The 20,646-nt window shown below is 42.3% G+C and carries 16 protein-coding genes; 13 read left to right on the forward strand and 3 right to left on the reverse strand.

Features of this window, described 5'->3' with window-relative positions:
- Positions 1-49: 49 nt before the first annotated feature.
- Entirely contained in the window at positions 50-904 is an 855-nt protein-coding gene (locus tag SWP_RS10730) for a MurR/RpiR family transcriptional regulator (protein WP_020912492.1), read from the reverse strand.
- 313 nt (positions 905-1,217) lie between these two features.
- Between SWP_RS10730 and zwf the strand changes: the two genes are divergently transcribed.
- Genes zwf through SWP_RS10750 form a run of 4 tightly spaced genes read left to right on the forward strand, consistent with a single transcriptional unit; the run spans position 1,218 to position 5,903 of the window.
- The gene (gene zwf, locus SWP_RS10735) at positions 1,218-2,690 is read left to right on the forward strand and encodes a glucose-6-phosphate dehydrogenase (protein ID WP_020912493.1); all 1,473 of its coding nucleotides are present in this window, start codon (positions 1,218-1,220) and stop codon (positions 2,688-2,690) included.
- A gap of 9 nt (positions 2,691-2,699) precedes the next feature.
- Positions 2,700-3,404, forward strand: coding sequence for a 6-phosphogluconolactonase (gene pgl, locus SWP_RS10740; protein WP_020912494.1), 705 nt, complete (start codon positions 2,700-2,702; stop codon positions 3,402-3,404).
- Positions 3,405-3,413: 9 nt separating this feature from the next.
- A complete protein-coding gene (gene edd / locus SWP_RS10745) occupies positions 3,414-5,240 on the forward strand; it encodes a phosphogluconate dehydratase (protein WP_020912495.1) in 1,827 nt (608 codons plus the stop codon).
- Positions 5,241-5,261: 21 nt separating this feature from the next.
- Positions 5,262-5,903, forward strand: coding sequence for a bifunctional 4-hydroxy-2-oxoglutarate aldolase/2-dehydro-3-deoxy-phosphogluconate aldolase (locus SWP_RS10750; RefSeq protein ID WP_020912496.1), 642 nt, complete (start codon positions 5,262-5,264; stop codon positions 5,901-5,903).
- Positions 5,904-5,994: 91 nt separating this feature from the next.
- Here SWP_RS10750 and eco read toward each other — a convergent pair whose 3' ends face one another.
- Positions 5,995-6,576: a serine protease inhibitor ecotin gene (eco, locus tag SWP_RS10755; protein WP_020912497.1), complete on the reverse strand. Its 582-nt coding sequence runs from the start codon at positions 6,574-6,576 to the stop codon at positions 5,995-5,997.
- Positions 6,577-7,069: 493 nt separating this feature from the next.
- Here eco and dmeF point away from each other — a divergent pair, with 493 nt between their 5' ends.
- From dmeF to SWP_RS10775, 4 genes are all read left to right on the forward strand, one after another.
- Positions 7,070-8,038: a CDF family Co(II)/Ni(II) efflux transporter DmeF gene (gene dmeF, locus SWP_RS10760; RefSeq protein ID WP_020912498.1), complete on the forward strand. Its 969-nt coding sequence runs from the start codon at positions 7,070-7,072 to the stop codon at positions 8,036-8,038.
- Between the two features lie 29 nt (positions 8,039-8,067).
- Complete coding sequence (locus SWP_RS10765) at positions 8,068-8,487, forward strand: MarR family winged helix-turn-helix transcriptional regulator (protein WP_020912500.1); 420 nt, start codon at positions 8,068-8,070, stop codon at positions 8,485-8,487.
- 839 nt (positions 8,488-9,326) lie between these two features.
- Positions 9,327-10,952, forward strand: coding sequence for a phosphoethanolamine transferase (locus SWP_RS10770; RefSeq protein ID WP_020912501.1), 1,626 nt, complete (start codon positions 9,327-9,329; stop codon positions 10,950-10,952).
- Between the two features lie 105 nt (positions 10,953-11,057).
- Positions 11,058-12,101 (forward strand): GGDEF domain-containing protein, encoded by a 1,044-nt coding sequence (locus tag SWP_RS10775; RefSeq protein ID WP_020912502.1) that lies wholly within the window; start codon positions 11,058-11,060, stop codon positions 12,099-12,101.
- A 94-nt stretch (positions 12,102-12,195) separates the two neighbouring features.
- On the opposite strand, the gene SWP_RS10780 is transcribed toward SWP_RS10775, so the two are convergent.
- Positions 12,196-14,889: a bifunctional acetate--CoA ligase family protein/GNAT family N-acetyltransferase gene (locus SWP_RS10780; protein ID WP_020912503.1), complete on the reverse strand. Its 2,694-nt coding sequence runs from the start codon at positions 14,887-14,889 to the stop codon at positions 12,196-12,198.
- Between the two features lie 279 nt (positions 14,890-15,168).
- Between SWP_RS10780 and SWP_RS10785 the strand changes: the two genes are divergently transcribed.
- Genes SWP_RS10785 through SWP_RS10805 form a run of 5 tightly spaced genes read left to right on the forward strand, consistent with a single transcriptional unit; the run spans position 15,169 to position 20,643 of the window.
- Positions 15,169-16,167: an AAA family ATPase gene (locus SWP_RS10785; protein WP_020912504.1), complete on the forward strand. Its 999-nt coding sequence runs from the start codon at positions 15,169-15,171 to the stop codon at positions 16,165-16,167.
- 4 nt (positions 16,168-16,171) lie between these two features.
- Positions 16,172-17,170, forward strand: coding sequence for a DUF58 domain-containing protein (locus SWP_RS10790; protein WP_020912505.1), 999 nt, complete (start codon positions 16,172-16,174; stop codon positions 17,168-17,170).
- Positions 17,170-17,832 carry a DUF4381 domain-containing protein gene (locus tag SWP_RS10795; protein WP_020912506.1) on the forward strand — a complete coding sequence of 221 codons (663 nt, stop codon included), beginning with the start codon at positions 17,170-17,172 and terminating at the stop codon, positions 17,830-17,832. The genes SWP_RS10790 and SWP_RS10795 overlap by 1 nt, the downstream gene beginning before the upstream one ends.
- Positions 17,825-18,907: a VWA domain-containing protein gene (locus SWP_RS10800; RefSeq protein ID WP_020912507.1), complete on the forward strand. Its 1,083-nt coding sequence runs from the start codon at positions 17,825-17,827 to the stop codon at positions 18,905-18,907. The genes SWP_RS10795 and SWP_RS10800 overlap by 8 nt, the downstream gene beginning before the upstream one ends.
- Positions 18,907-20,643: a vWA domain-containing protein gene (locus SWP_RS10805; RefSeq protein ID WP_020912508.1), complete on the forward strand. Its 1,737-nt coding sequence runs from the start codon at positions 18,907-18,909 to the stop codon at positions 20,641-20,643. Before SWP_RS10800 ends, SWP_RS10805 begins: the two co-directional genes overlap by 1 nt.
- Positions 20,644-20,646 lie beyond the last annotated feature (3 nt).

The raw sequence follows: 20,646 nt of genomic DNA on the forward strand, positions 1-20,646 counted from the left end.
AGGACAGTAGAGCACCTGCTAAACTGTCCTAAATCATGTCGAAAGCCACTTACAGAATGGGATCTTTGTCTATTCTAGATTCTTTCAATACTTCTTTAACTCGCTTTAAATTCTCACGGAAACGAGGACCTCGTCTCAATGTGAATCCTGTTGCTAATACATCTATTATAACCAACTGTGCTAGACGTGATGCCATAGGTAGGTACATATCGGTATCTTCAGGGACTTCCATCGTTACAGGTAGTGTACATACCGTAGAAAGTGGAGAGTTACGTGCGGTAATACCTATTACTGCTGCACCGTTTTCGCGAGCGAGTTTTGCTATATCAATGAGTGATTTAGTTCTACCTGTATGGGATATTAGTACAACTACGTCACCCTCATTACTGTTGATACAGCTCATACGTTGCATTAGAACATCGTCGAAAGAGATGACAGGAACATTAAAGCGGAAAAATTTATTCTGCGCGTCATGGGCAACAGAAGCTGAGGCACCAAGGCCAAAGAAAGATATTTTCTTTGCTTGAGTCAATACATCAACAGCCTTATTAATCGCGGTGGTATCGATGCTTTGTCTTGCTGTATCGAGCGATGCCATTGAAGATTCGAATATTTTGGTGGTATATGAATCAGGACTATCGTCCTCTTCAACATGGCGACTGACGTAAGGAGTACCATTGGCTAGGCTTTGGGCTAAATGTAACTTAAAGTCTGGAAACCCTTTAGTATCAAGTCGACGGCAGAAACGGTTTACCGTCGGCTCGCTGACATCTGCCATTTTGGCTAGTGTAGCTATACTAGAGTGAATCGCGGTTTGCGGTGAAGAAAGGATAACTTCTGCAACTTTACGTTCAGATTTACTAAAATGGGTAAGGCTTTTTTGAACCTTTTCTAGGGTATTCATATACGTACGTCCACTCAATAGTAATGTAGTTTTATTATATTTTTGTAGTGCTTTCGAAAGCTAAGCAGGTACAACATTGGCTAAACATTAAAGCTTGAATAAAATTATAAAGTTAACAGGTACAAAGATGATAAAATTTAGTAATTTTATCACGAAAGCATATCAGAGATTGTGTCAACTTGCCTAATAGACTGACTTGAAGTTTATTATAGAATTTAGATGCAATTACCAATTTCTGTTGTTATATTACAACAAACATGTGAAATCTCATCAAAAATGATGGGACACAGGATCAAAAGGAGATTTTGAAGCTATGGGCATAACAACACCAGAAGCCAAAGCTTGTGATTTTGTTCTATTTGGTACCAAAGGTGACCTCGCTAAGCGAAAGTTGCTGCCGTCTCTGTATCAGCTTGATAAAGCGAACTTACTTAATATAGAAACGAAAGTACTAGGCGTTGCCAAAGATGACTTTACTCAAGAAGAGTATCGTGAACTTGTGATGACGGCATTGAAGACATTTGTAAAAGACGAATTATGTGACGAGACCGTAAATCGCTTTTTAGATCGTTGTCATTATGTAGGAACAAACTTTACGGTTTCTGAAGGCTATAAAGCATTCCATGACGTGTTGGAGCCTGAGAAAAGAGTGATGGTAAGCTACTTTGCCACTCCGCCTTCTATCTTTGGCGATATCTGTCGTTGCCTAAATGAACAAAATCTTATCTTCCCTGATTCTCGTGTTGTACTGGAAAAGCCAATCGGTTCTGATCTAGCTACCTCCAAAATTATCAATGATCAAGTTTCTGCCTACTTCGACGAAAACCAAGTTTATCGGATTGACCATTACTTAGGTAAAGAAACGGTTCAAAATCTACTCGCATTACGTTTTGCAAATTCGCTGTTTGCATCAAAGTGGGACAACCGAACGATTGACCATGTGCAGTTAACTGTTGCTGAAGAGGTTGGTATTGAAGGGCGTTGGGGCTACTTTGATAAAGCTGGCCAGATGCGAGATATGATCCAAAACCATTTACTGCAAGTGTTGACGCTGGTTGCAATGGATCCTCCAGTCAATCTAGACGCCGATAATATCCGTGATGAAAAAGTGAAAGTGCTTAAATCTCTGCGTCCAATCAATTCGGATAATATTTACGAAAATACCGTTCGTGGCCAATACTCAAGTGGGTTCCTAAAAGGTGCGCCAGTACCAGGCTACCTAGAAGAAGAGGGCGCTAACGTTCAGTCAAACGCTGAAACCTTTGTAGCGCTTCGAGTTGATATCGATAACTGGCGCTGGGCGGGTGTTCCCTTCTATTTGAGAAGTGGCAAGCGCATGCCGTTTAAGAGTTCTGAAATTGTGGTTTACTTTAAGAACCCACCACACAATCTTTACAGCTCTAACTACCGTAATTTACCGCCTAACAAGCTAACTATTCGTCTACAACCTCATGAAGGGGTTGAGATCCAGATGTTGAACAAGGTTCCTGGACTAGGTGAAAAGCAGCGTTTGCAAACAACTAAGCTTGATTTAAGTTTCTCTGAAACGTTTAAAAATGAACGTATAGCAGATGCATATGAGCGTTTGTTGTTAGAAGCCATGTTGGGGAATCAAGCTTTATTTGTTCGTCGTGATGAAGTTGAACAAGCATGGAGTTGGGTCGACGGCATCATTCAAGCTTGGGAAGAAACTGACGAGAAACCAAAGTCTTACCCAGCAGGTACATGGGGCCCAGTTGCTTCAGTCGCGCTTATCACTAAAGACGGTCGTTCTTGGGACGAGTAGGGGATCAAGATGATTAAAGAAAGTGTTTTTAAATCCTTTGACAATAAAGCTGCGCTTGAAACTCAACTTGCAGATCGTATCGCCAATCAACTGCAAGAAGCGGTTGATGCTAGGGGTAAAGCTAGTCTGGTTGTCTCTGGTGGCTCGACGCCATTAAAACTTTTTGAGTTGCTAAGTAAAAAAGCCATCGATTGGAACGATGTTTACATAACATTAGCAGATGAGCGCTGGGTCGATAACGATCACAGTGACTCTAATGAGCGGTTAGTCAGAAACAATTTACTGCAAAATCGAGCTGCTAGTGCCAAGTTTTGTGGCTTGAAAAATATGTACTCCTCTCCCTATGAAGGTCAAATAATGACCACGGAGCAGTTAACACATTTTCCAAAGCCATTTGATGTCGTTGTCCTTGGTATGGGCAATGACGGACATACCTGTTCTTGGTTCCCTTGCGCTGATGCAAAAGAACTCGAGCATGCATTAACAAGCGATGACTTATGTGTAGCGGTTACCCCTGGTAATGCGCCGCATGCACGTATATCGCTTTCAAAGGCTGGCATTCTTGCAAGCCGTCAAATCTATTTACATATCGTTGGTGAGCAGAAACTTGATGTTTACCGACAAGCACTAGCAGATAACGATAGCAGTGAAATGCCGATCAGAGCCGTTCTCGATCAGCACAAAACCCCCGTCGATGTTTACTGGAGCGCCTAAGGAGTAATTATGCACACCGTTGTACAGTCTGTGACAGACAGAATTATTGAACGAAGCAAAGATTCCCGCGCTAAATACCTTGCGGCTTTAGAAGATGCGAAAAATAGAGGCGTACATCGTAGCGCATTGAGCTGCGGTAACTTAGCCCATGGTTTTGCAGCGTGTAATCCAGCTGATAAATCGTCTATTAAGCAGCTAACCAAAGCTAACATCGGTATCGTTACCTCTTTTAACGACATGTTATCTGCGCATCAGCCTTATGGTGAGTACCCAGATCTGCTTAAACAGGCTTGTAATGAGGTGGGCAGTGTTGCGCAAGTTGCAGGTGGCGTTCCTGCGATGTGTGATGGTGTCACTCAGGGGCAACCGGGGATGGAGCTGAGTTTGTTAAGCCGTGAAGTCATTGCTATGGGCACCGCGGTTGGCTTGTCTCACAATATGTTCGACGGTGCGCTACTGCTCGGTATTTGCGATAAAATCGTACCAGGCTTACTTATTGGCGCATTGAGCTTTGGTCATCTGCCAATGTTATTTGTCCCTGCAGGGCCGATGAAGTCAGGTATTCCTAATAAAGAGAAAGCGCGAATTCGTCAAAAGTATGCGCAAGGCGAAGTCGATAGAGAAGCGCTGCTAGATGCAGAATCAAAATCATATCATAGCGCAGGTACATGTACTTTTTACGGTACAGCAAATAGCAATCAGTTAATGCTTGAAGTGATGGGACTACAGCTGCCTGGTTCATCTTTCGTCAACCCCGATGATCCTTTACGTGAAGTGTTAAGTAAAACAGCGGCTAAACAGGTGTGCCGCCTGACTGAAATGGGCACACAATACACACCTATTGGCCATATCGTGTCTGAAAAATCGATTGTTAACGGCATTGTTGCACTACTGGCAACTGGTGGCTCTACGAATTTGACGATGCATATTGTTGCAGCAGCTCGTGCTGCTGGTGTCATCATTAACTGGGACGACTTTTCAGAGTTATCTGATGCGGTACCACTGCTAGCTCGTGTTTATCCAAACGGCCATGCTGATATTAACCATTTCCACGCTGCTGGTGGCATGGCTTTCTTGATTAAAGAGCTGCTCGATGGTGGGCTTTTACATGAAGATGTTGAGACTGTAGCAGGCTTTGGGTTGAAGCGTTACACCCAAGAGCCGCAGATCCGTGACGGTGAATTGACCTGGGTCGATGGTCAGAAAACAAGTTTAGACTCAGAAGTGCTAACCAGCTTAAACAGTCCTTTCCAAGCTAACGGTGGTTTAAAGTTACTAAAAGGTAACTTGGGCCGAGCAGTGATAAAAGTTTCTGCAGTACAAGAGCAGCATCGCATCGTTGAAGCCCCAGCTGTTGTCATTGATGATCAAAACAAGCTCGAAGCGATCTTTAAGGCGGGCGAGTTAGATAAAGACTGTGTAGTGGTTGTTAAAGGCCAAGGACCAAAAGCCATTGGCATGCCAGAACTGCATAAACTGACACCTATATTAGGTACCTTGCAAGATAGAGGCTTTAAAGTTGCACTGTTAACTGATGGCCGCATGTCCGGTGCTTCAGGCAAGGTGCCTGCAGCTATTCACTTAACACCTGAAGCGCTAGACGGTGGCATGATTGCTAAGATCCATAATGGTGATTTAGTTAGAGTCAATGCTACCACTGGGGAGTTAACTCTTCTCGTTGATGAAGCTGAACTGCAGGCAAGAATGCCTGAAAAAGTCGACCTACAAAAGACAAGCTACGGCATGGGGCGAGAACTTTTCGGAGCACTAAGAGCTAGCTTAAGTAGTCCTGAAACCGGTGCGCGCAGTACTAGCGCCATAGATGAAATTTATTAAAGACTAAGGAAGAGTAACGCAATGCTTGAGAATAACTGGTTAATTCAACCACAAGATATTTTTAATCGCAGCCCTATTGTTCCAGTCATGGTGATCAATAAGATTGAACATGCTGTGCCATTGGCAAAAGCACTTGTTGCTGGCGGTATTAGTGTACTAGAGGTGACTTTACGCACTGATTGTGCTCTTGAAGCCATTAGTAAAATAGCAGAAGAAGTGCCTGAAGCATTGGTGGGGGCAGGTACTATTTTAAATGAAGCACAACTAGCTCAGGCGGTAAATGCTGGTGCGCAATTTGTTATCACCCCAGGTGCAACCACAGATCTGCTAAAAGCTGCTATGGCTGGAACCACACCGTTAATACCTGGTGTGGCGAGTATCTCTGAAGTGATGGAAGGCATGGCACTTGGCTATACCAACTTTAAGTTCTTCCCTGCAGAAGCTTCAGGTGGCGTGAATGCACTTAAGGCATTTTCTGGACCGCTTGCAGATATTCGTTTTTGCCCAACCGGCGGGATCACGCCTAGCAGTTATAAAGACTATTTAGCCCTTAAAAATGTAGATTGCATTGGAGGTAGCTGGATTGCGCCAACAGATGCAATGGAGCAGGGTGATTGGGATAGAATTACAGCGCTATGTAAAGAAGCAATCGGCGCACTGTAAAAGCTACAAACCCAAGCCTTAAACTAGATATGGCTGTCGCCAATTAAAAAAAAGCTACCTTGAGGTAGCTTTTTTTTATTCCAAATAAATACTATTTAGCTTTAGTGCCTGAATAAGCGAATGGCGCATCTACTTTCCATACTCTGTAGCGTACCTGGCTGTTTTCTGGTAAATAAATAACTTTAGGTAAACGGCTGTCATAAGGAATTTTTAAGCTACCTTGAATGGGTAAAAACTGTTCAGTTAATGCTTTATCAAAACAGGCCATCATAGTGCTTGGCCCTTCATTAATCGAATCGACCTGGTAATAGTTGTAGCCCCATCCTTTTACTGATAATTGCTTTAACTCACCAGTTAGACCATGTTTATTGCAATCTACCATTTTAGTTTGGCCTACCTGGATCTCAAGCATGTAATCAGCTTCATTATCTAATGAGTCTAGCGTCAATATGTGTTGTACCTGCCCCTCTTTTGGAGCAGGAAACATTTTAGAGGTTTCTTGTGAGACGTAGTTCGCCGCTGAATAGGCTTGAGCTTTAATCATAGTTTGTATCACCTCGCTAGGTTTTACTGGTGATGTAGCGCTAGCTGAAAAAGTTGCTGCGCCGAGAAGAAGGCCTGATGCTAGGGTAAAAATACGTATTTTTTTGTTAGATATTGAGTTGAAAATCATAATGGCTCCAAAATAAAAAATGAATTAGTAACTTGTGATACCTCTATTAACGGCATTAAAACCAAAAGGGGTTAAATATGACTAAAATATTTATTTTTTTTCTTACTTTATCTAAAAACCTATTAAAACAATATCATAAATACCAGCTTACTTAACGCTAGTCGACTCAGTTAAACAAACGCTAACCAAAGGTTAGTCGTAGAAGCCCTGTTTTTATTTGGCGCTAGATCACATCATTTTCAATTCGTGTTGCAGTTTTATGGTTATTATTGGAATATTAGTTTGATTATCAAAATATCTAATTTTAGAATAAGTTGAGTATCAAGCTAATCTTGTCGCATATTTTCCTTGTGTAAACGCATAAGCATGATGTCGACATAAGCATGCTTATGTTAAAGGTTACATACAGATATCGTCGCCTTAGATTGAGCAAAGTATAACGATAGAACATTAAATGATAAGACAACAAACGTTGCATAAAGGATCGGGGATTATGGGAAACGCTGAACAATTACGCCAACAATGGACGCACAAGCACAACTTTGCTGCGCACAATAGTAGCGGAGAACGCAATACTGCCATTGTATTGCTATTAACTGTTATCACTATGTTTGCAGAAATTATAGCAGGAACGGTATACGGCTCTATGGCGCTGTTAGCTGACGGTTGGCACATGGGGACTCATGCGGCAGCTTTTTTGATCACCTTATTTGCATATCGCTATGCGCGAAAGCATGCAAATTCGCCAACATTCTCCTACGGTACGGGGAAAGTAAGTGTGCTCGGCGGGTTTACCAGTGCGGTGGCCCTAGGACTTGTAGCATTAGTGATGTTAGTCGAATCTGCTGTTAGATTGGTTAATCCACAAGACATACATTTCGACCAAGCCATCATGGTTGCTGTGATAGGTTTGGTTGTTAATGTTGTCAGTGTCTTTCTATTAAAAGATCATCATAGTCACGACCATGGCCATAGTCATAGTCATAGTCACGACCATAGCCATAGTCACGAACATGATCACTCACATGGTCATGAAGATCATAACCTTAAAGCAGCATATTTCCATGTACTTGCTGATGCATTGACTTCACTGTTGGCAATTGGTGCACTACTTTTAGGAAAGTATGTAGGTCTCAATTGGTTAGACCCCGTCATGGGGATTGTAGGCGCTGTGATTATTTCTCGTTGGGCCTGGGGGCTTATGCATCAAACCGCGCCTATTTTGCTCGATGCTAGCATGAAGCAAAAACCTTTAGCAGAAATAAAACAATTAGTAGAGAAAGAGGGAGATAGCTTGGTTGATCTGCATGTTTGGAAAGTCAGTGCTGATCACTATGCAGCAAGTTTAATCGTTGTGAGTGAAAGTGGTGCAAACTGCGATGATATTAAACAGAAATTAGTGAATATTAAGGCTTTAAGTCATGTAACCGTTGAAGTGCATAAGGTCTGTCAGGCACAATAACGATTCAATCGCCCAGGAAATATAATTAGATGAAAAACCAAGACGATCACTTAAATCACGCCATCATTGAGTTTTATGAAAAGTTGTCGTCTTGGGAAATGGCTGTCGTTAAAGACAACGGCTTTAGTTTACCCCAAGTACACATTGTTGAGATCTTAGGTTTGAATGGTCCAATGAGAATGAAAGAATTGGCAGAGAAAATTGGCGTGACTACAGGTACGCTAACCGTTCAAGTTGATAAAATGGTAAAAGCTGGCTTAGTGTTGCGTCGTGCCCATGAAACTGATCGTCGTTCGATATTAGTAGAATTAACTGATGCAGGCCAAGTGATGTTTGAAGAGCATGATAAACTCCATATGCAACTTACCGCAGATCTTACAGTCAATTTTAACGATGAAGAGCGCAGCCAAATGTTAGATTTCTTTAAGCGTATCAATAAAGAGTTTTAATCGTTCAGCACAAAACGTATAGTGCCGGACATAAGCCGCAACTTAACTAAATAGGCCGCCCACGGCGTAATCAAATTTTTGCTTCATTTTGTCTTCAATTCACGTCAAATACTCCCGAAGACAAATTCATAGGTTATTAAGTAAAGTACCTTTCGAACGTATATTCTTCAAGAAACGCTTGAACCTTTTAGTTTTTTTGGTGCCTATAACTGGGTCCATTTTGATATTTTTATGGGTTTTTTAGCTATACCAGTCTGTAGAAGAACTTGATCTACTCAAACACACTGGTTATTCGCCTGTGGGGTATTCAACGTAGAAGTAACAAGCCAAAACCGTTCGTTAAAGGCGAGTTTTAGCGGCTTTGATGCTTTTAGTGAACTTGAACTTAGTTTAACTATTGCCTTCATTGGAAACCACATGGCCAAGTATGCTCCTGAAACGCTTAAGGCATTCGCTCCCTCTTGGATGTTTGATAAAGGAGGTACAAGAGCAAGTACGCTCGAAGCTAGAATAATGCAGGAGTGGTTATCAAGAGTAACGCGGGAAGAGTAACCTAAGAGCATTGAATAGCCTTACCTCAACCTCGCTAAACTCTCGCTGAGCGAGCAAATATTTATACTGATTGCTATTAGTCTGCAAATTAGCGGTATTAGGTAAAGAAATGCGTAAAATAATTCAACATGTATTGAGCTGGTGTTAATATGTTTGCTTTATTGTTGCACCGTCAATGGTGAGTGACAGTAGTGCTAAAAGGAAATAATGACATTATCAATTAGCACGCACGAAATACCGAAACAAATAGTTGTTATCCTAGTCAAATAATAAGAGAGTGCCTCACTGTGTTATCTCGTTTAAAAAGCCTTAGCAGTAATCAGTTTACAGTCATACTAGCGCTTTATTATGTCTGTGTTTTTAATATCCCATTTTTTCAAATCGTTAAACAGGGAGTAGAAAAGCAAGCGGATGTAAACCTAGTGTTCATCGCGACTATCCCGCTCTTTCTAATCTTTGCTCTCAGTTTTATATTTAGCATTTTTTCATTTAAGTACCTTGCGAAACCGTTTTTCATCCTGCTAACGCTAATGTCATCAAGTGTGTTTTTTGCTGCGTTGCAGTACGGCGTTGTTTTCGATTACGGCATGATTGAAAACACCTTTGAAACAAACTCTGCAGAGGCTATGACCTATTTAAATTGGGCTTCTGTACTTAATTTTGTTGCGACCGGTGTTGTTCCTGCGTTGCTTATTTATAAGGCTAATATTGAATTTAAGCCATTAGCTAAAGAGTTGTTGTATAAACTGGCCCTTATGGCAACAATGCTTATTGGTATCGGAATTATTGCAATATTCTATTATCAAAACTACGTATCGTTTGGCCGTAATAATGACATTATTAAACGTCATATTATTCCTACATACTTTATAGGGTCCACTGCAAAGTATATTAATATCAATTACCTGCAAGAGCCTATTAAATACAAGCCGCTCGGTTTAGATGCAAAAAACATCACTAATAAACAAAATGATAAGCCCAACTTAGTGGTACTGGTTGTGGGTGAAACCGCGCGCGAGATGAATTATGAATACTATGGCTATGGCAAGCCGACGAATGCACATACAAAAGGACAAGGTCTATTAACGTTTAAGGATACGCATTCATGCGGCACTGCAACTGCGGTGTCATTACCTTGCATGTTCTCCAGAATGGACAGAGAAGATTACCAGTCTAGGCAGGCAAAGGCACAAGACAATGCAATCGATGTGCTAAATCATGCAGGAATAGGACTAGATTGGCTTGACAATGACAGTGGCTGTAAAGGTGTTTGTCGTAATATCGATAATATACTTATTGAACACGACAGTGACCCTGATTTATGTAATGGACAATACTGTTATGATCAGGTTCTACTCAATACACTTGATGATCGGCTAAGTACTATAAGCAGTAAAGATAGCCTTATTGTGCTCCATATTATTGGCTCACATGGCCCGACTTACTACCTGCGCTACCCAGATGAACATCGCTTTTTTACCCCAGATTGCCAGCGCAGTGATATTCAGAACTGCAGTGATGAAGAGTTGATGAACACCTATGACAATACCATTCTATATACAGATTACATTGTGTCGCAGGTGGTTAAAAAGCTTCAGGCAAAAAGTGAAGAGTTTGATACTGCAATGCTCTATATCAGCGACCATGGTGAGTCGTTAGGTGAAAGTGGTATGTATTTGCATGGTGCCCCCTATGCGTTTGCACCTGAGGAGCAAACAAAAGTGCCTTTCTTAGGTTGGTTCTCTGCAGGTTTTGCCAAACAAAATAAACTTGATCTGAGTTGTCTAGCCAAGGAAGCAGAGCAAGGTGATTACTCTCACGATAACCTATTTGATAGTTTATTAGGCTTAATGAATGTCAGAACAGAGGTTTATCAGCAAGATAAGGACATTTTTTCAAACTGCAGACAGTAGTAATCAGTCGAAAGTAGTAAATAAATTGAAAAAGAGGATGGCAACATCCTCTTTTTTGTTTATTGTATTGATAAGTATGATATTTAGTCCTGGGGAAGATAATTTATGGATATGGCTCAACATTTGTCTGAGACCGAGTTGTCAGCGCGAATTTTAAGGCATGCAGTTCCCAAGATGTCAGAACTGAACATTCCTGTTACACCGAATAACTATTCCGTTTGGTATGAGTATTACTTAGGCATTAATTTAGATTTAAAACGGGCGATTGACGGATTACTAGCAAACGAAGTCAGTTTTACGGCGACGGTATGTGAAGGTTTGTTTACCACGTATATACAGCAACATTCACCCGAAGTCGTGGAGAATGTGCAGATAGAAACGCAATTATTAATTAATCAGTTGCTTGCTAAAATTGCTGGAATGAGCCACGGAAATGTAAAGTTTTCATCGTCGTTAAAGGCGTTCGATAAAGCACTTAAAACTAACCCAAGCTCTGAAGTCTTACAGCAACTTGTCGATGATATTACCACCGAATTAGATGGTATTATTGATGCTAATATTGCCATGGATCAAAGCCTTAATACCATTAATCAAGAGGTTTCTGCACTTAAATCTGAGATGTCTGAACTTCGCTCTGTTGTCATGACCGATCAGCTAACTTCACTTAATAATCGCCGTGCTTTTGACGAAGAAGTGATAAGTCATATTGACACCTTCAACCAGAAAGAGTTTGAAAGTAGTTTACTGGTGGTTGATATTGATCATTTCAAAAAGTTCAACGATGTACATGGACATTTAATCGGTGACAAGGTACTAACATACGTAGCTCAGGCACTGAAACAGAGTGTTAAAGGCGATGATTTTGTTGCTCGGTACGGCGGTGAGGAGTTTGTCATTCTGTTGCCTAATACGGGAATCGATGAAGCTAAAATTGTTGCTAATAATTTGCGACAAAAAATAGCAAAACGGAACCTGACCATAGGCAAAGAGAAGAAACTTCCTTTGGGCAATATTACGGTTTCAGTTGGCTGTGCATCATTGAAAAATGAAGATAGCAAAGATAGCTACTTTATTCGTGCTGATGAGGCGCTGTATCGTGCTAAATCGGCCGGGCGTAATTGTGTGATGGTCGAATCGGAATCGAATTAAGCTGGATTTAACCAGTACATATTGAAAAGGTGGGCGCTAATGTGCCCACTTTAATGCGTTTAAACTAAAATATGAACTAAACCCTAAGCCAAAATTATGCCTTAAGATCCATATGCATTTTAATTAGGCGTTCTTCCATATCAAAGGTTACTGTGAAACCTAAGTGTTTAGCTAAACTCGCCATATTGCGATTTTCAAACATGGTAAACCCTGTGAGAACGAGTGTGTCATTAGCTTTATAATAGTTTATGAGTTTTTCAAGCAGCAACTTGCCCAAGCCTTGCCCTTGGAAATTGCTGCGTACGGCCATGGCAAATTCCGCTTCTGTATTATCTGGGTCAATTGAAGCTCTGATTGCGCCGAGCGTTATATCATCGCCATCATCTCCTTTTGCCGTTGCAATAAAGGCCATCTCTCTGGCGTAATCTATCTGCGTCAGAACCGCCATCTCTTCGTGGGTCATTTTTGAGCGAACGCCAAAGTAGCGCTTGTACCTATCCTCATCAGAGAGAGAGTTATCAAATGCCAAATGTTTTGGCTCATCCTCAGGGAGAATGGGCCTAAGCATCACTTCATTACCGTTTTTCAGCATTGCTAATTGTTCAAGCTCTTTAGGGTAAGGGGATATAGCAAGCCTGGCGGCGTTATCAACGGGTTCTTTATGTAATTGAATATTGACGTCAAGCAAGGTGATTGACTCTCCGGCACATAGAACTGGGTTGAGATCGAGCGATGCTATTTCAGGACAGTCGATAATTAAATGCGATATTTGTGTCAGTAAAACACACAGTGCATTCATATTAAGACCAAGTGGAAGGTGACGATCTTTTAACTTTTTAGTTTTTAGTGCCTGGATCACCATATAACGAGCTAACGTCATGTTTAGTGGCGGTAGGGCTACTGATGCATCTTGAGTAGGATCCCATTCAGATCCTCCTTCTCCAAGGAGTATCGCTGGGCCGAAAACCGGATCGTTGGCTACTGCGACTCTTATCTCTTGAGCACCAGCTGTTAGCGCCATTTTTTGTACGATCAACCCTTCAATTTTAGCATCAGGGTCTAGGGATATTACGCGGTCTATTATGGCTTTGGCTGCATGTTCAACTTCATTATCTGAGGTGAGGTTGAGCATGACACCATGTACATCTGATTTGTGGTGTATATCTGGCGACTGTACTTTTAGTGCAATGGGATAACCTGCTTTTCTAGCTAAGTTAACCGCTTCCTCGGCAGTATTGGCAAACCAGGTTTCGATAGTATTAAGGCCATAGGCACCTAATATACTGCTAGATTCGTGTGTTTCTAATATGGTCTTGCCTTGGCTTAACGCCATTTGTAATTTTTCTCGTGCTACGGCCGTGTTGGCTGGAATATTATCTGGGATCGAAAGCGGCACCTCTTGCAGTAACTTTTGATTACGACGGTATTCAACCATGTGCATAAATGCACCTACTGCACCTTCTGGTGTGCGGTAGGTAGGGATGCCTGATTTAGAAAAATGTCTACGGGCTTCGTAAGCTGAATCTTCACCGCTCCAATTGGTTAATATATTGACTCTGTTCTTATTGGGATGTTTGGCGATGGTATCCGCAATCGCTTGGGCGACTTGTACGCTTTCCCCTAATGCCGATGGAGAATGCAATATTAAGATGGCATCTAAATTATCGCTATCCATCATTATCTCAAGAGATTTCGCATAGCGGCTTGCATCGGAATCGCCACCAATATCGACAGGGTTTTGTCCTGACCAGCTTTTTGGCAAAATAGTATTGAGCTTTTGGTAGATGTCTGCAGCGAGGGGAGGTAGTTTGCCACCGCTAAGGATAAGCTCATCCAGAGCCAAAACTGCAGGGCCTCCACCATTACTGATTATCCCTAGGCGTTCACCTTGCAAAGGTGTTGAGTGAGCTAAGGTTTCTACTGCCGCAAATAGTTCAATTAAGTCATTAACTCGTAACATGCCCGCACGCCTAAAAGCGGCTTCATAAACGGCATCATTACCGGCAACACCGCCGGTATGGAGTTTGGCTGCACTTGTGCCTTCAGTGCTGCGACCAGACTTAATAACTAAAATAGGTTTATTTCTAGATGCTGCTCGTGCTGCAGATAGAAACAAACGTTTTTCATTTACCGAATCGATATAGAGCATAATTGCATCGGTTTTTGAATCTCGCCCCAAATAATCCAATAGTTCATCAAAATCGATATCGTTAGCATCACCGAGTGATATAAAAGAGGAAAAACCGATCCCCTTATTGTTAGCCCAATCGAGAACAGTGGTACAGATTGCTGCTGATTGTGATACAAACGCGATCTTTCCAGGAAGAGCGCTGGTGTGGGCTAAACTGGCATTCAAGCCAATGTTCGGCAATATCATACCAAGACTATTAGGTCCCAAGATCCGCATGCCATAACGATCCGCATATTGCTCCATTTGGTGCAGCAGACTGATCCCATCTTTATTGAATTCATCGGCCATTCCCGACGCCATGACAATTGCGACTTTGCAGCCAAACTGTGCGAGCGTTTCGATAATGGCGGGTACCTTGCTGGCTGCAGTGCAGATAATGGCAAGATCAGGCTTAAGTGGCAATGCTTCAATATTGGGATAGGCCAGTACTCCCATAACGGCCTCATACTTAGGGGTTACCGGCATAATAGGTCCAGAAAAACCACCTGATAACAGGTTTTTTATCAGTACATTGCCCGCACGTTTAGGTTGGTTAGACGCACCTATTATCGCAACGGATCTAGGCTTGAAAAGTGTATGGAGAGTACGTTGGCTCATGAACTTATCCACTAAGTCAGTATGTTATGAGTGTACATGAGCAATTGGATTTTTCCATAAGAGTTTAGTCTTGTATCAAGCCAATCGCGGCTAATATGTGTTCGATCAATTCATAAGGGGATTGTTTGATAATTTTTAACCATTTCCCTGGTCAGTTGTAATGATTCTCGCGATTATTTGAAATGAAGGCAAAGCACTTAAAACACAAGTTTCAAGTATTTTTCCCAGTATTGAGGGGTCATGTAACCCTTTAAAATCACGCTATAGTCCTTGTTTGTTATGGAAATCCGGGTGAATTCATCTCAAAAAGCGTTAAGCGCTTTATATACAGCAGTGTGTAAAAGTGTTGTGGGTCAAGATCATGTCGTTAAGTCTTTAATAATAGCTCTGTTGACTCGAGGTCATGTGTTGTTAGAAGGATTACCTGGAACTGCAAAAACGCGTTCCATAAAATCGCTTGCTGAATCAATGCAAGCTAATTTCGGTCGAATACAGTTTACCCCAGATCTTTTACCGTCTGATGTCACAGGCTCTGAAGTCTATCGAGAGGTGGCCGGTAAACCGCAACTAGATTTTCAACCAGGCCCGATTTTTAACAACTTAGTGCTAGCCGATGAGATAAATAGGGCGCCAGCCAAGGTACAAGCTGCACTCCTTGAAGCGATGGCTGAAGGAACGGTAACAGCTGCTGGTCACACTCGAAAGTTACCTGATCTATTTATGGTTTTAGCAACACAGAACCCTGTTGATCAAGAGGGGACTTACCCGTTACCTGAAGCACAAATGGATCGCTTTACGTTAAAGGTTAATGTGGCTTATCCAGATAAGGCAGCTGAACTGGCAATTATTAAATTAGTTAGGCAGGAAGAAAACGGCCCTGTGAACGTAAACCAAACTGACTGTGCATTGGTTGTTTCGCCAACTGATATCATTACCGGACAGCAAGAACTTGCTGATATTTATGTCTCGCCAGTCATGGAAAACTACATCGTTGATCTTATTATGGCGACTCGCGATGTTGATGAATATGATAACGCTCAATTCCCAGAATGGATTGAAGTCGGTGCGAGTCCAAGGGCTAGTATAGCGCTAGATCGTTGCGCGAGGGCACACGCTTGGCTTGATGGACGAGATTTTGTTTGCCCTGATGATGTGCGAGCTGTACTACACAGTGTGCTGGGACACCGTCTTATGCTCAGCTACGACGCCGCTGCATCGGGGATAAAACCTGAGCAGGTTGTCGATGATCTAGTCAAATACGTTCCGTATGGACAGTAATTAAGTGGATTTTCAATCAAAGCGGCTACATAAAACTATTACGAACAGTGATTTAGATTTGCAATCGTTAGATCCTCGTATCTATTGTGAATTACAAACGCTGGTAGCGTTAAAGCCTGCAGCCGTAAAGTTGTCTTTTCAGCAAGGGCAATTTAGAACCAGTGCCCAAGCAGGTCGCCACAACTCTAAAGTTCGTGGTCGCGGGCTTAACTTTGAAGAGCTTAGGCATTACCAAGACGGTGATGACGTAAAGAATATGGACTGGCGCACGACAATGCGTACGGGTAAACCTCATGTTCGTGCTTACAGCGAAGAAAAAGAGCGCCAAGCATTGATCGTTGTCGATCAACGCGCTTCGATGTTTTTTGGATCGCAGCATGCGATGAAATCCGTTGTTGCTGCTCAATTATCGGCGCTGTCTGCTTGGACCATATTGCGAAGTGGTGACAGAGTTGGCGGTTTGGTGTTCAATGACCATAAAAGTCACTATACCAAACCACGTCGTAGTAGTGGCAATGTACTGTCTTTATTCCAATCAATTATAAAAGCAAATCATAACCTTAATGCCGAAAGTTATGCAAAAGAAAGCCACTTTTCTTTAAATAAAACCCTATTACAGCTCGACAAAATCAGCAGTGGAAATTCAACAATCATCATCGTCAGTGACTGGCAGGGATTCAATGATGAGTCGCTCAGTTTGCTAAAACAGTTACAACGCAAAAATGACGTTGTTTTAGTTTATGTCCATGATCAGTTTGAACGAGAACTTCACCATATAAGTGATCTAGTCGCTACTGACGGTAGTGATCAGTTATCGATGATCCCTAAACAGATAAATCACCAATCCCCGAATTTTTATAAACACTATAGCGATCAATTTAAGCAGAAACTCCACGTGCTTAATTGTGCTAGCCGGACACAAATTTTACCTGTGATAGAAATTGATACTGATGGCAGTGAGTTAAATCAATTTTGCTCTGCATTAGGTAGGGGGACTAATTGATGCTGAGCATACATCATATTCAAAGGGCATCAGAACAAAGCGAGTTTAGCTTTGGTAATCCGATGCTGCAACTGAATGAGTTTGTGGGTATTGAAATGCCTAAAGCTGTTGCATTTGTACCGCAAACTTGGGGCTGGTGGCTGTTGTTATCCACTGTGATTGCGCTCCTTGCAGTATATTCTTACAGACGGGTGAGACATTGGCGACAAAATCGCTACCGTAAGCAAGCTGTCAAAAAAGTAATGGCAGCAAAAGGTAAACCGTTAGCAGAGTTTTCAGTCATAGTGCTTAAAGAGATAAAGCAGGCCATTTCTATTGCCTACGGAGCTTCAACGTTGGTGGTTCCGTCAAACATAAGCCTGTCGAGCAGTCTCAAAAGCACTGCAGCGACTCAAGCAACAGCTTCCCCTAATCGCATTAGTTTAGCTGCAATTGACGGGCATGCATTACTGCTGTTGTTAGATATAACGGCTGAACACAACACTAGCTTTAATACTCCATTAGGTGATGCGTGGCAGCTTAGTTTACTATCCAAAATTGAAGCTAAAGATGCTATTGCGGTTCAGAACAACCTGGCACAGCAGTGTTGTGTTTGGTTAATGTATCATACGCCAAAATTGCCGAGTAGTTTGATTGTCGAAAAGGCGAGTGCAGATGCTTGAATTTAACTATCCTCTTTGGGCGTTGGTGCTACCCTTACCTTGGTTAATAAACTATTTTTTGCCCGCTTTTAAAGTCAAACAGGCCGCAATTAGGGTTCCGTTTTTTAATACTATCGTGGCTCTATTGAGGTCAGCACCTAACTCAGCACTGCAATACCTAAAACCGTCGCGTTGGCAACAATGTGCGCTATTTATTGTATGGTTGCTGCTAGTTACAGCCATGACCCAACCAGTGATCCTTGGTGAACCACAAACACGGCTGCAAATAGGCCGCGATCTAATGGTCGTGGTCGATCTCTCTGGCTCGATGGATACCAAAGATTTCACCTTGCATGTTAAACAACAAACAGCTGACGGTATCGCAAACTCCTCGGGGACTGAAATTTCAGATGAATATATTTCACGACTTGATGCAGTTAAGCGCGTACTACATGAATTCGCTGAGCAGCGACAGGGTGACAGGCTCGGACTTATTTTATTTGGTGACGCGGCTTACCTACAGGCTCCTTTTACAGCAGATCTGGCTTCTTGGTTAAGGTTGCTTGATGAAAGCCGCGTGGCTATGGCGGGGCAAAGTACTCATGTCGGTGATGCATTAGGTTTAGCGATTAAAGTGATGTCAAGCGATGAAATTAAATCATCACAAAAAAATAAAGTGGTGTTATTGCTAACGGATGGTAATGACACCGACAGTTCCGTACCGCCACTTGAGGCGGCTAAAATAGCGGCCAAAAAAGGCATAAGAGTACATGTTATAGCCATTGGCGATCCACAAACCGTTGGTGAACAAGCAATGGATATGGAAGTGATTGAAGGTGTTGCTGCGCTCACAGGAGGGAAAGCATTTAAAGCTATATCGACACAAGAGCTCAATAAGGTCTATCAAACAATAAGTAAACTGGAGCCTGCAAAGTTTGCGAGCTTTACTTATCAGCCGAAAAAAAGTGTCCATTACTTGCCCATAGCGGCCGCACTCGTCATCTATCTGGTTACTTACATTATGGTATTTGTTTTACGTCGGTTCAACGTTAACAAACCCAGTGAGAGCGACTCAGAAATCGAGGGGAAGGCGTGATGGATATTGACACAGTGTTAACACAGTTTCATTTTATAAGGCCTTACTGGTTACTGCTGATCATACCTTTTGCTTGGCAACTAGTGGCGCACTTAGGCAATAGAGTGGCCGTTAAGCATCGAAAATTGGTGCTTCCTAAACATCTAGAAAAAGCGCTTAGAATTGGTGATGCGAGCTGGCGAAAACGGCTACCGCTCCTATTTTGGGGATTTGGATTTTGTATCGCGATAATAATAGCTGCTGGCCCTACGTGGCAGCGACAAGCTTCTCCTTTTGGAGAGGATAACGCGCCTTTGGTCATCCTATTGGATGTCTCAGAGTCGATGTTACAAACTGATGTTCAGCCTTCTCGGCTCGGTCGTGCTAAGCAAAAAATCTCCGATCTGCTTGCTATTAGAGATGGCGGAAACACTGCACTTATTGTCTATTCAGGTAGTGCGCATATAGCCATGCCTTTGACCAAAGACAACGCCGTATTCCTACCGTTGCTAGAGGCTATTACACCAAAAATCATGCCCCGAAAAGGCAAGTTTGCCGAGTACGGATTAGCTGAGATAGACAAGCTATTCGTTCAGGGTCATATTGCAGATCAATCAGCTACCGTGCTATGGATAACCGATGGTATCGGTAATGATAGCGAGAAAGCTTTTATTGATTATTTTAATAGGCCGAAAGAGCGATCAGAGTTGGGTTCACAACGAGAAGGGAACTATGCGAATGAGCAACCCTTACAGCTAATAGTATTAGGTAGTGGTAATAATAAGCGCCATGCCGATATAAAGTTCCAGGGTGACGAATTAAATTCGTTGGCTAATCACTTAGGTGGCAGCTATCAACAAATATCTGTCGATAATAGCGATGTTGAAACAATCAATAGGTTGATTGAACGCAATGTTATTATCAATAGCGATAGTGCTGAGCCTTGGCAAGAAATGAGCTACCCACTGGTGTTTATCTTGGTAGCTGTCTTTCTTCTGTGGTTTCGTAAGGGCTGGACCGTTCAATGGTGTTTTGTTGGCATGTTAATACTTACCGCGCCTGTGCAGAATGTAGCCGCTAGTGACGCTGTTTATACCGTTGAAACTGCTGAAATGGGCACGCCAATGGTAGGACAGCAAAAACTGCAGCAAATAAAGTTAGCGGTTAGCCAGTTTTGGTTTGATGCTTGGTTAACGCCAGATCAGCAAGGACAACGGTATTTAAAAAAGGGGGCATACAGTCAAGCAGCACAAAAGTTCACTCAACCGTATAGCAAAGCCAGCGCTTTTTATATGGCAGAGGATTTCAAGTCAGCTTATATCTATTTTATACGAGTCGACAGTGCTGAGGCTTTGTTTGGTGCAGCTAACGCTTTGGCCCAACAACGAGAGTACATTGCCGCTAGACAGGTATACCAGCAAGTCGTAGAGAAGTATCCCGCCTTTAAGCCTGCACAAACCAATTTGAGCAAAATCCAAAAGATCATTGATGATATAAACCGTCAAAGTGAAAGCCAAGCCAATACTGAAGATGAAACATCTACAGAGTTAGGTGATGAACCTCAGACAGGAGAGGGGGCGGATGAGAAAATCTCCGCGCAAATGTTAATTAAACAAACCTATACCGCTGAGCAATTACTTGCAGATGATGCCCTAACTCAGGCATGGATGAAGCGGGTAGAAGGTTCGCCAAGTAGGTTTATGGCAACAAAATTCAGAACGCAGCTTAATCAACGTCAACAATCGACATCAAACTAATGA

Source organism: Shewanella piezotolerans WP3, assembly GCF_000014885.1.
Taxonomy (GTDB): Bacteria; Pseudomonadota; Gammaproteobacteria; order Enterobacterales; family Shewanellaceae; genus Shewanella; species Shewanella piezotolerans.

Bases quoted from the DNA above. Each gene is read 5' to 3' on its own strand.
- SWP_RS10795 (WP_020912506.1), top strand. From the start codon at position 17,170: ATGCTGAGCATACATCATATTCAAAGGGCATCAGAACAAAGCGAGTTT.
- SWP_RS10775 (WP_020912502.1), top strand. From the start codon at position 11,058: ATGGATATGGCTCAACATTTGTCTGAGACCGAGTTGTCAGCGCGAATT.
- SWP_RS10800 (WP_020912507.1), top strand. From the start codon at position 17,825: ATGCTTGAATTTAACTATCCTCTTTGGGCGTTGGTGCTACCCTTACCT.
- SWP_RS10805 (WP_020912508.1), top strand. From the start codon at position 18,907: ATGGATATTGACACAGTGTTAACACAGTTTCATTTTATAAGGCCTTAC.
- SWP_RS10765 (WP_020912500.1), top strand. From the start codon at position 8,068: ATGAAAAACCAAGACGATCACTTAAATCACGCCATCATTGAGTTTTAT.
- SWP_RS10785 (WP_020912504.1), top strand. From the start codon at position 15,169: ATGGAAATCCGGGTGAATTCATCTCAAAAAGCGTTAAGCGCTTTATAT.
- dmeF (WP_020912498.1), top strand. From the start codon at position 7,070: ATGGGAAACGCTGAACAATTACGCCAACAATGGACGCACAAGCACAAC.
- zwf (WP_020912493.1), top strand. From the start codon at position 1,218: ATGGGCATAACAACACCAGAAGCCAAAGCTTGTGATTTTGTTCTATTT.
- SWP_RS10750 (WP_020912496.1), top strand. From the start codon at position 5,262: ATGCTTGAGAATAACTGGTTAATTCAACCACAAGATATTTTTAATCGC.
- SWP_RS10730 (WP_020912492.1), bottom strand. From the start codon at position 904: ATGAATACCCTAGAAAAGGTTCAAAAAAGCCTTACCCATTTTAGTAAA.
- pgl (WP_020912494.1), top strand. From the start codon at position 2,700: ATGATTAAAGAAAGTGTTTTTAAATCCTTTGACAATAAAGCTGCGCTT.
- edd (WP_020912495.1), top strand. From the start codon at position 3,414: ATGCACACCGTTGTACAGTCTGTGACAGACAGAATTATTGAACGAAGC.
- SWP_RS10780 (WP_020912503.1), bottom strand. From the start codon at position 14,889: ATGAGCCAACGTACTCTCCATACACTTTTCAAGCCTAGATCCGTTGCG.
- eco (WP_020912497.1), bottom strand. From the start codon at position 6,576: ATGATTTTCAACTCAATATCTAACAAAAAAATACGTATTTTTACCCTA.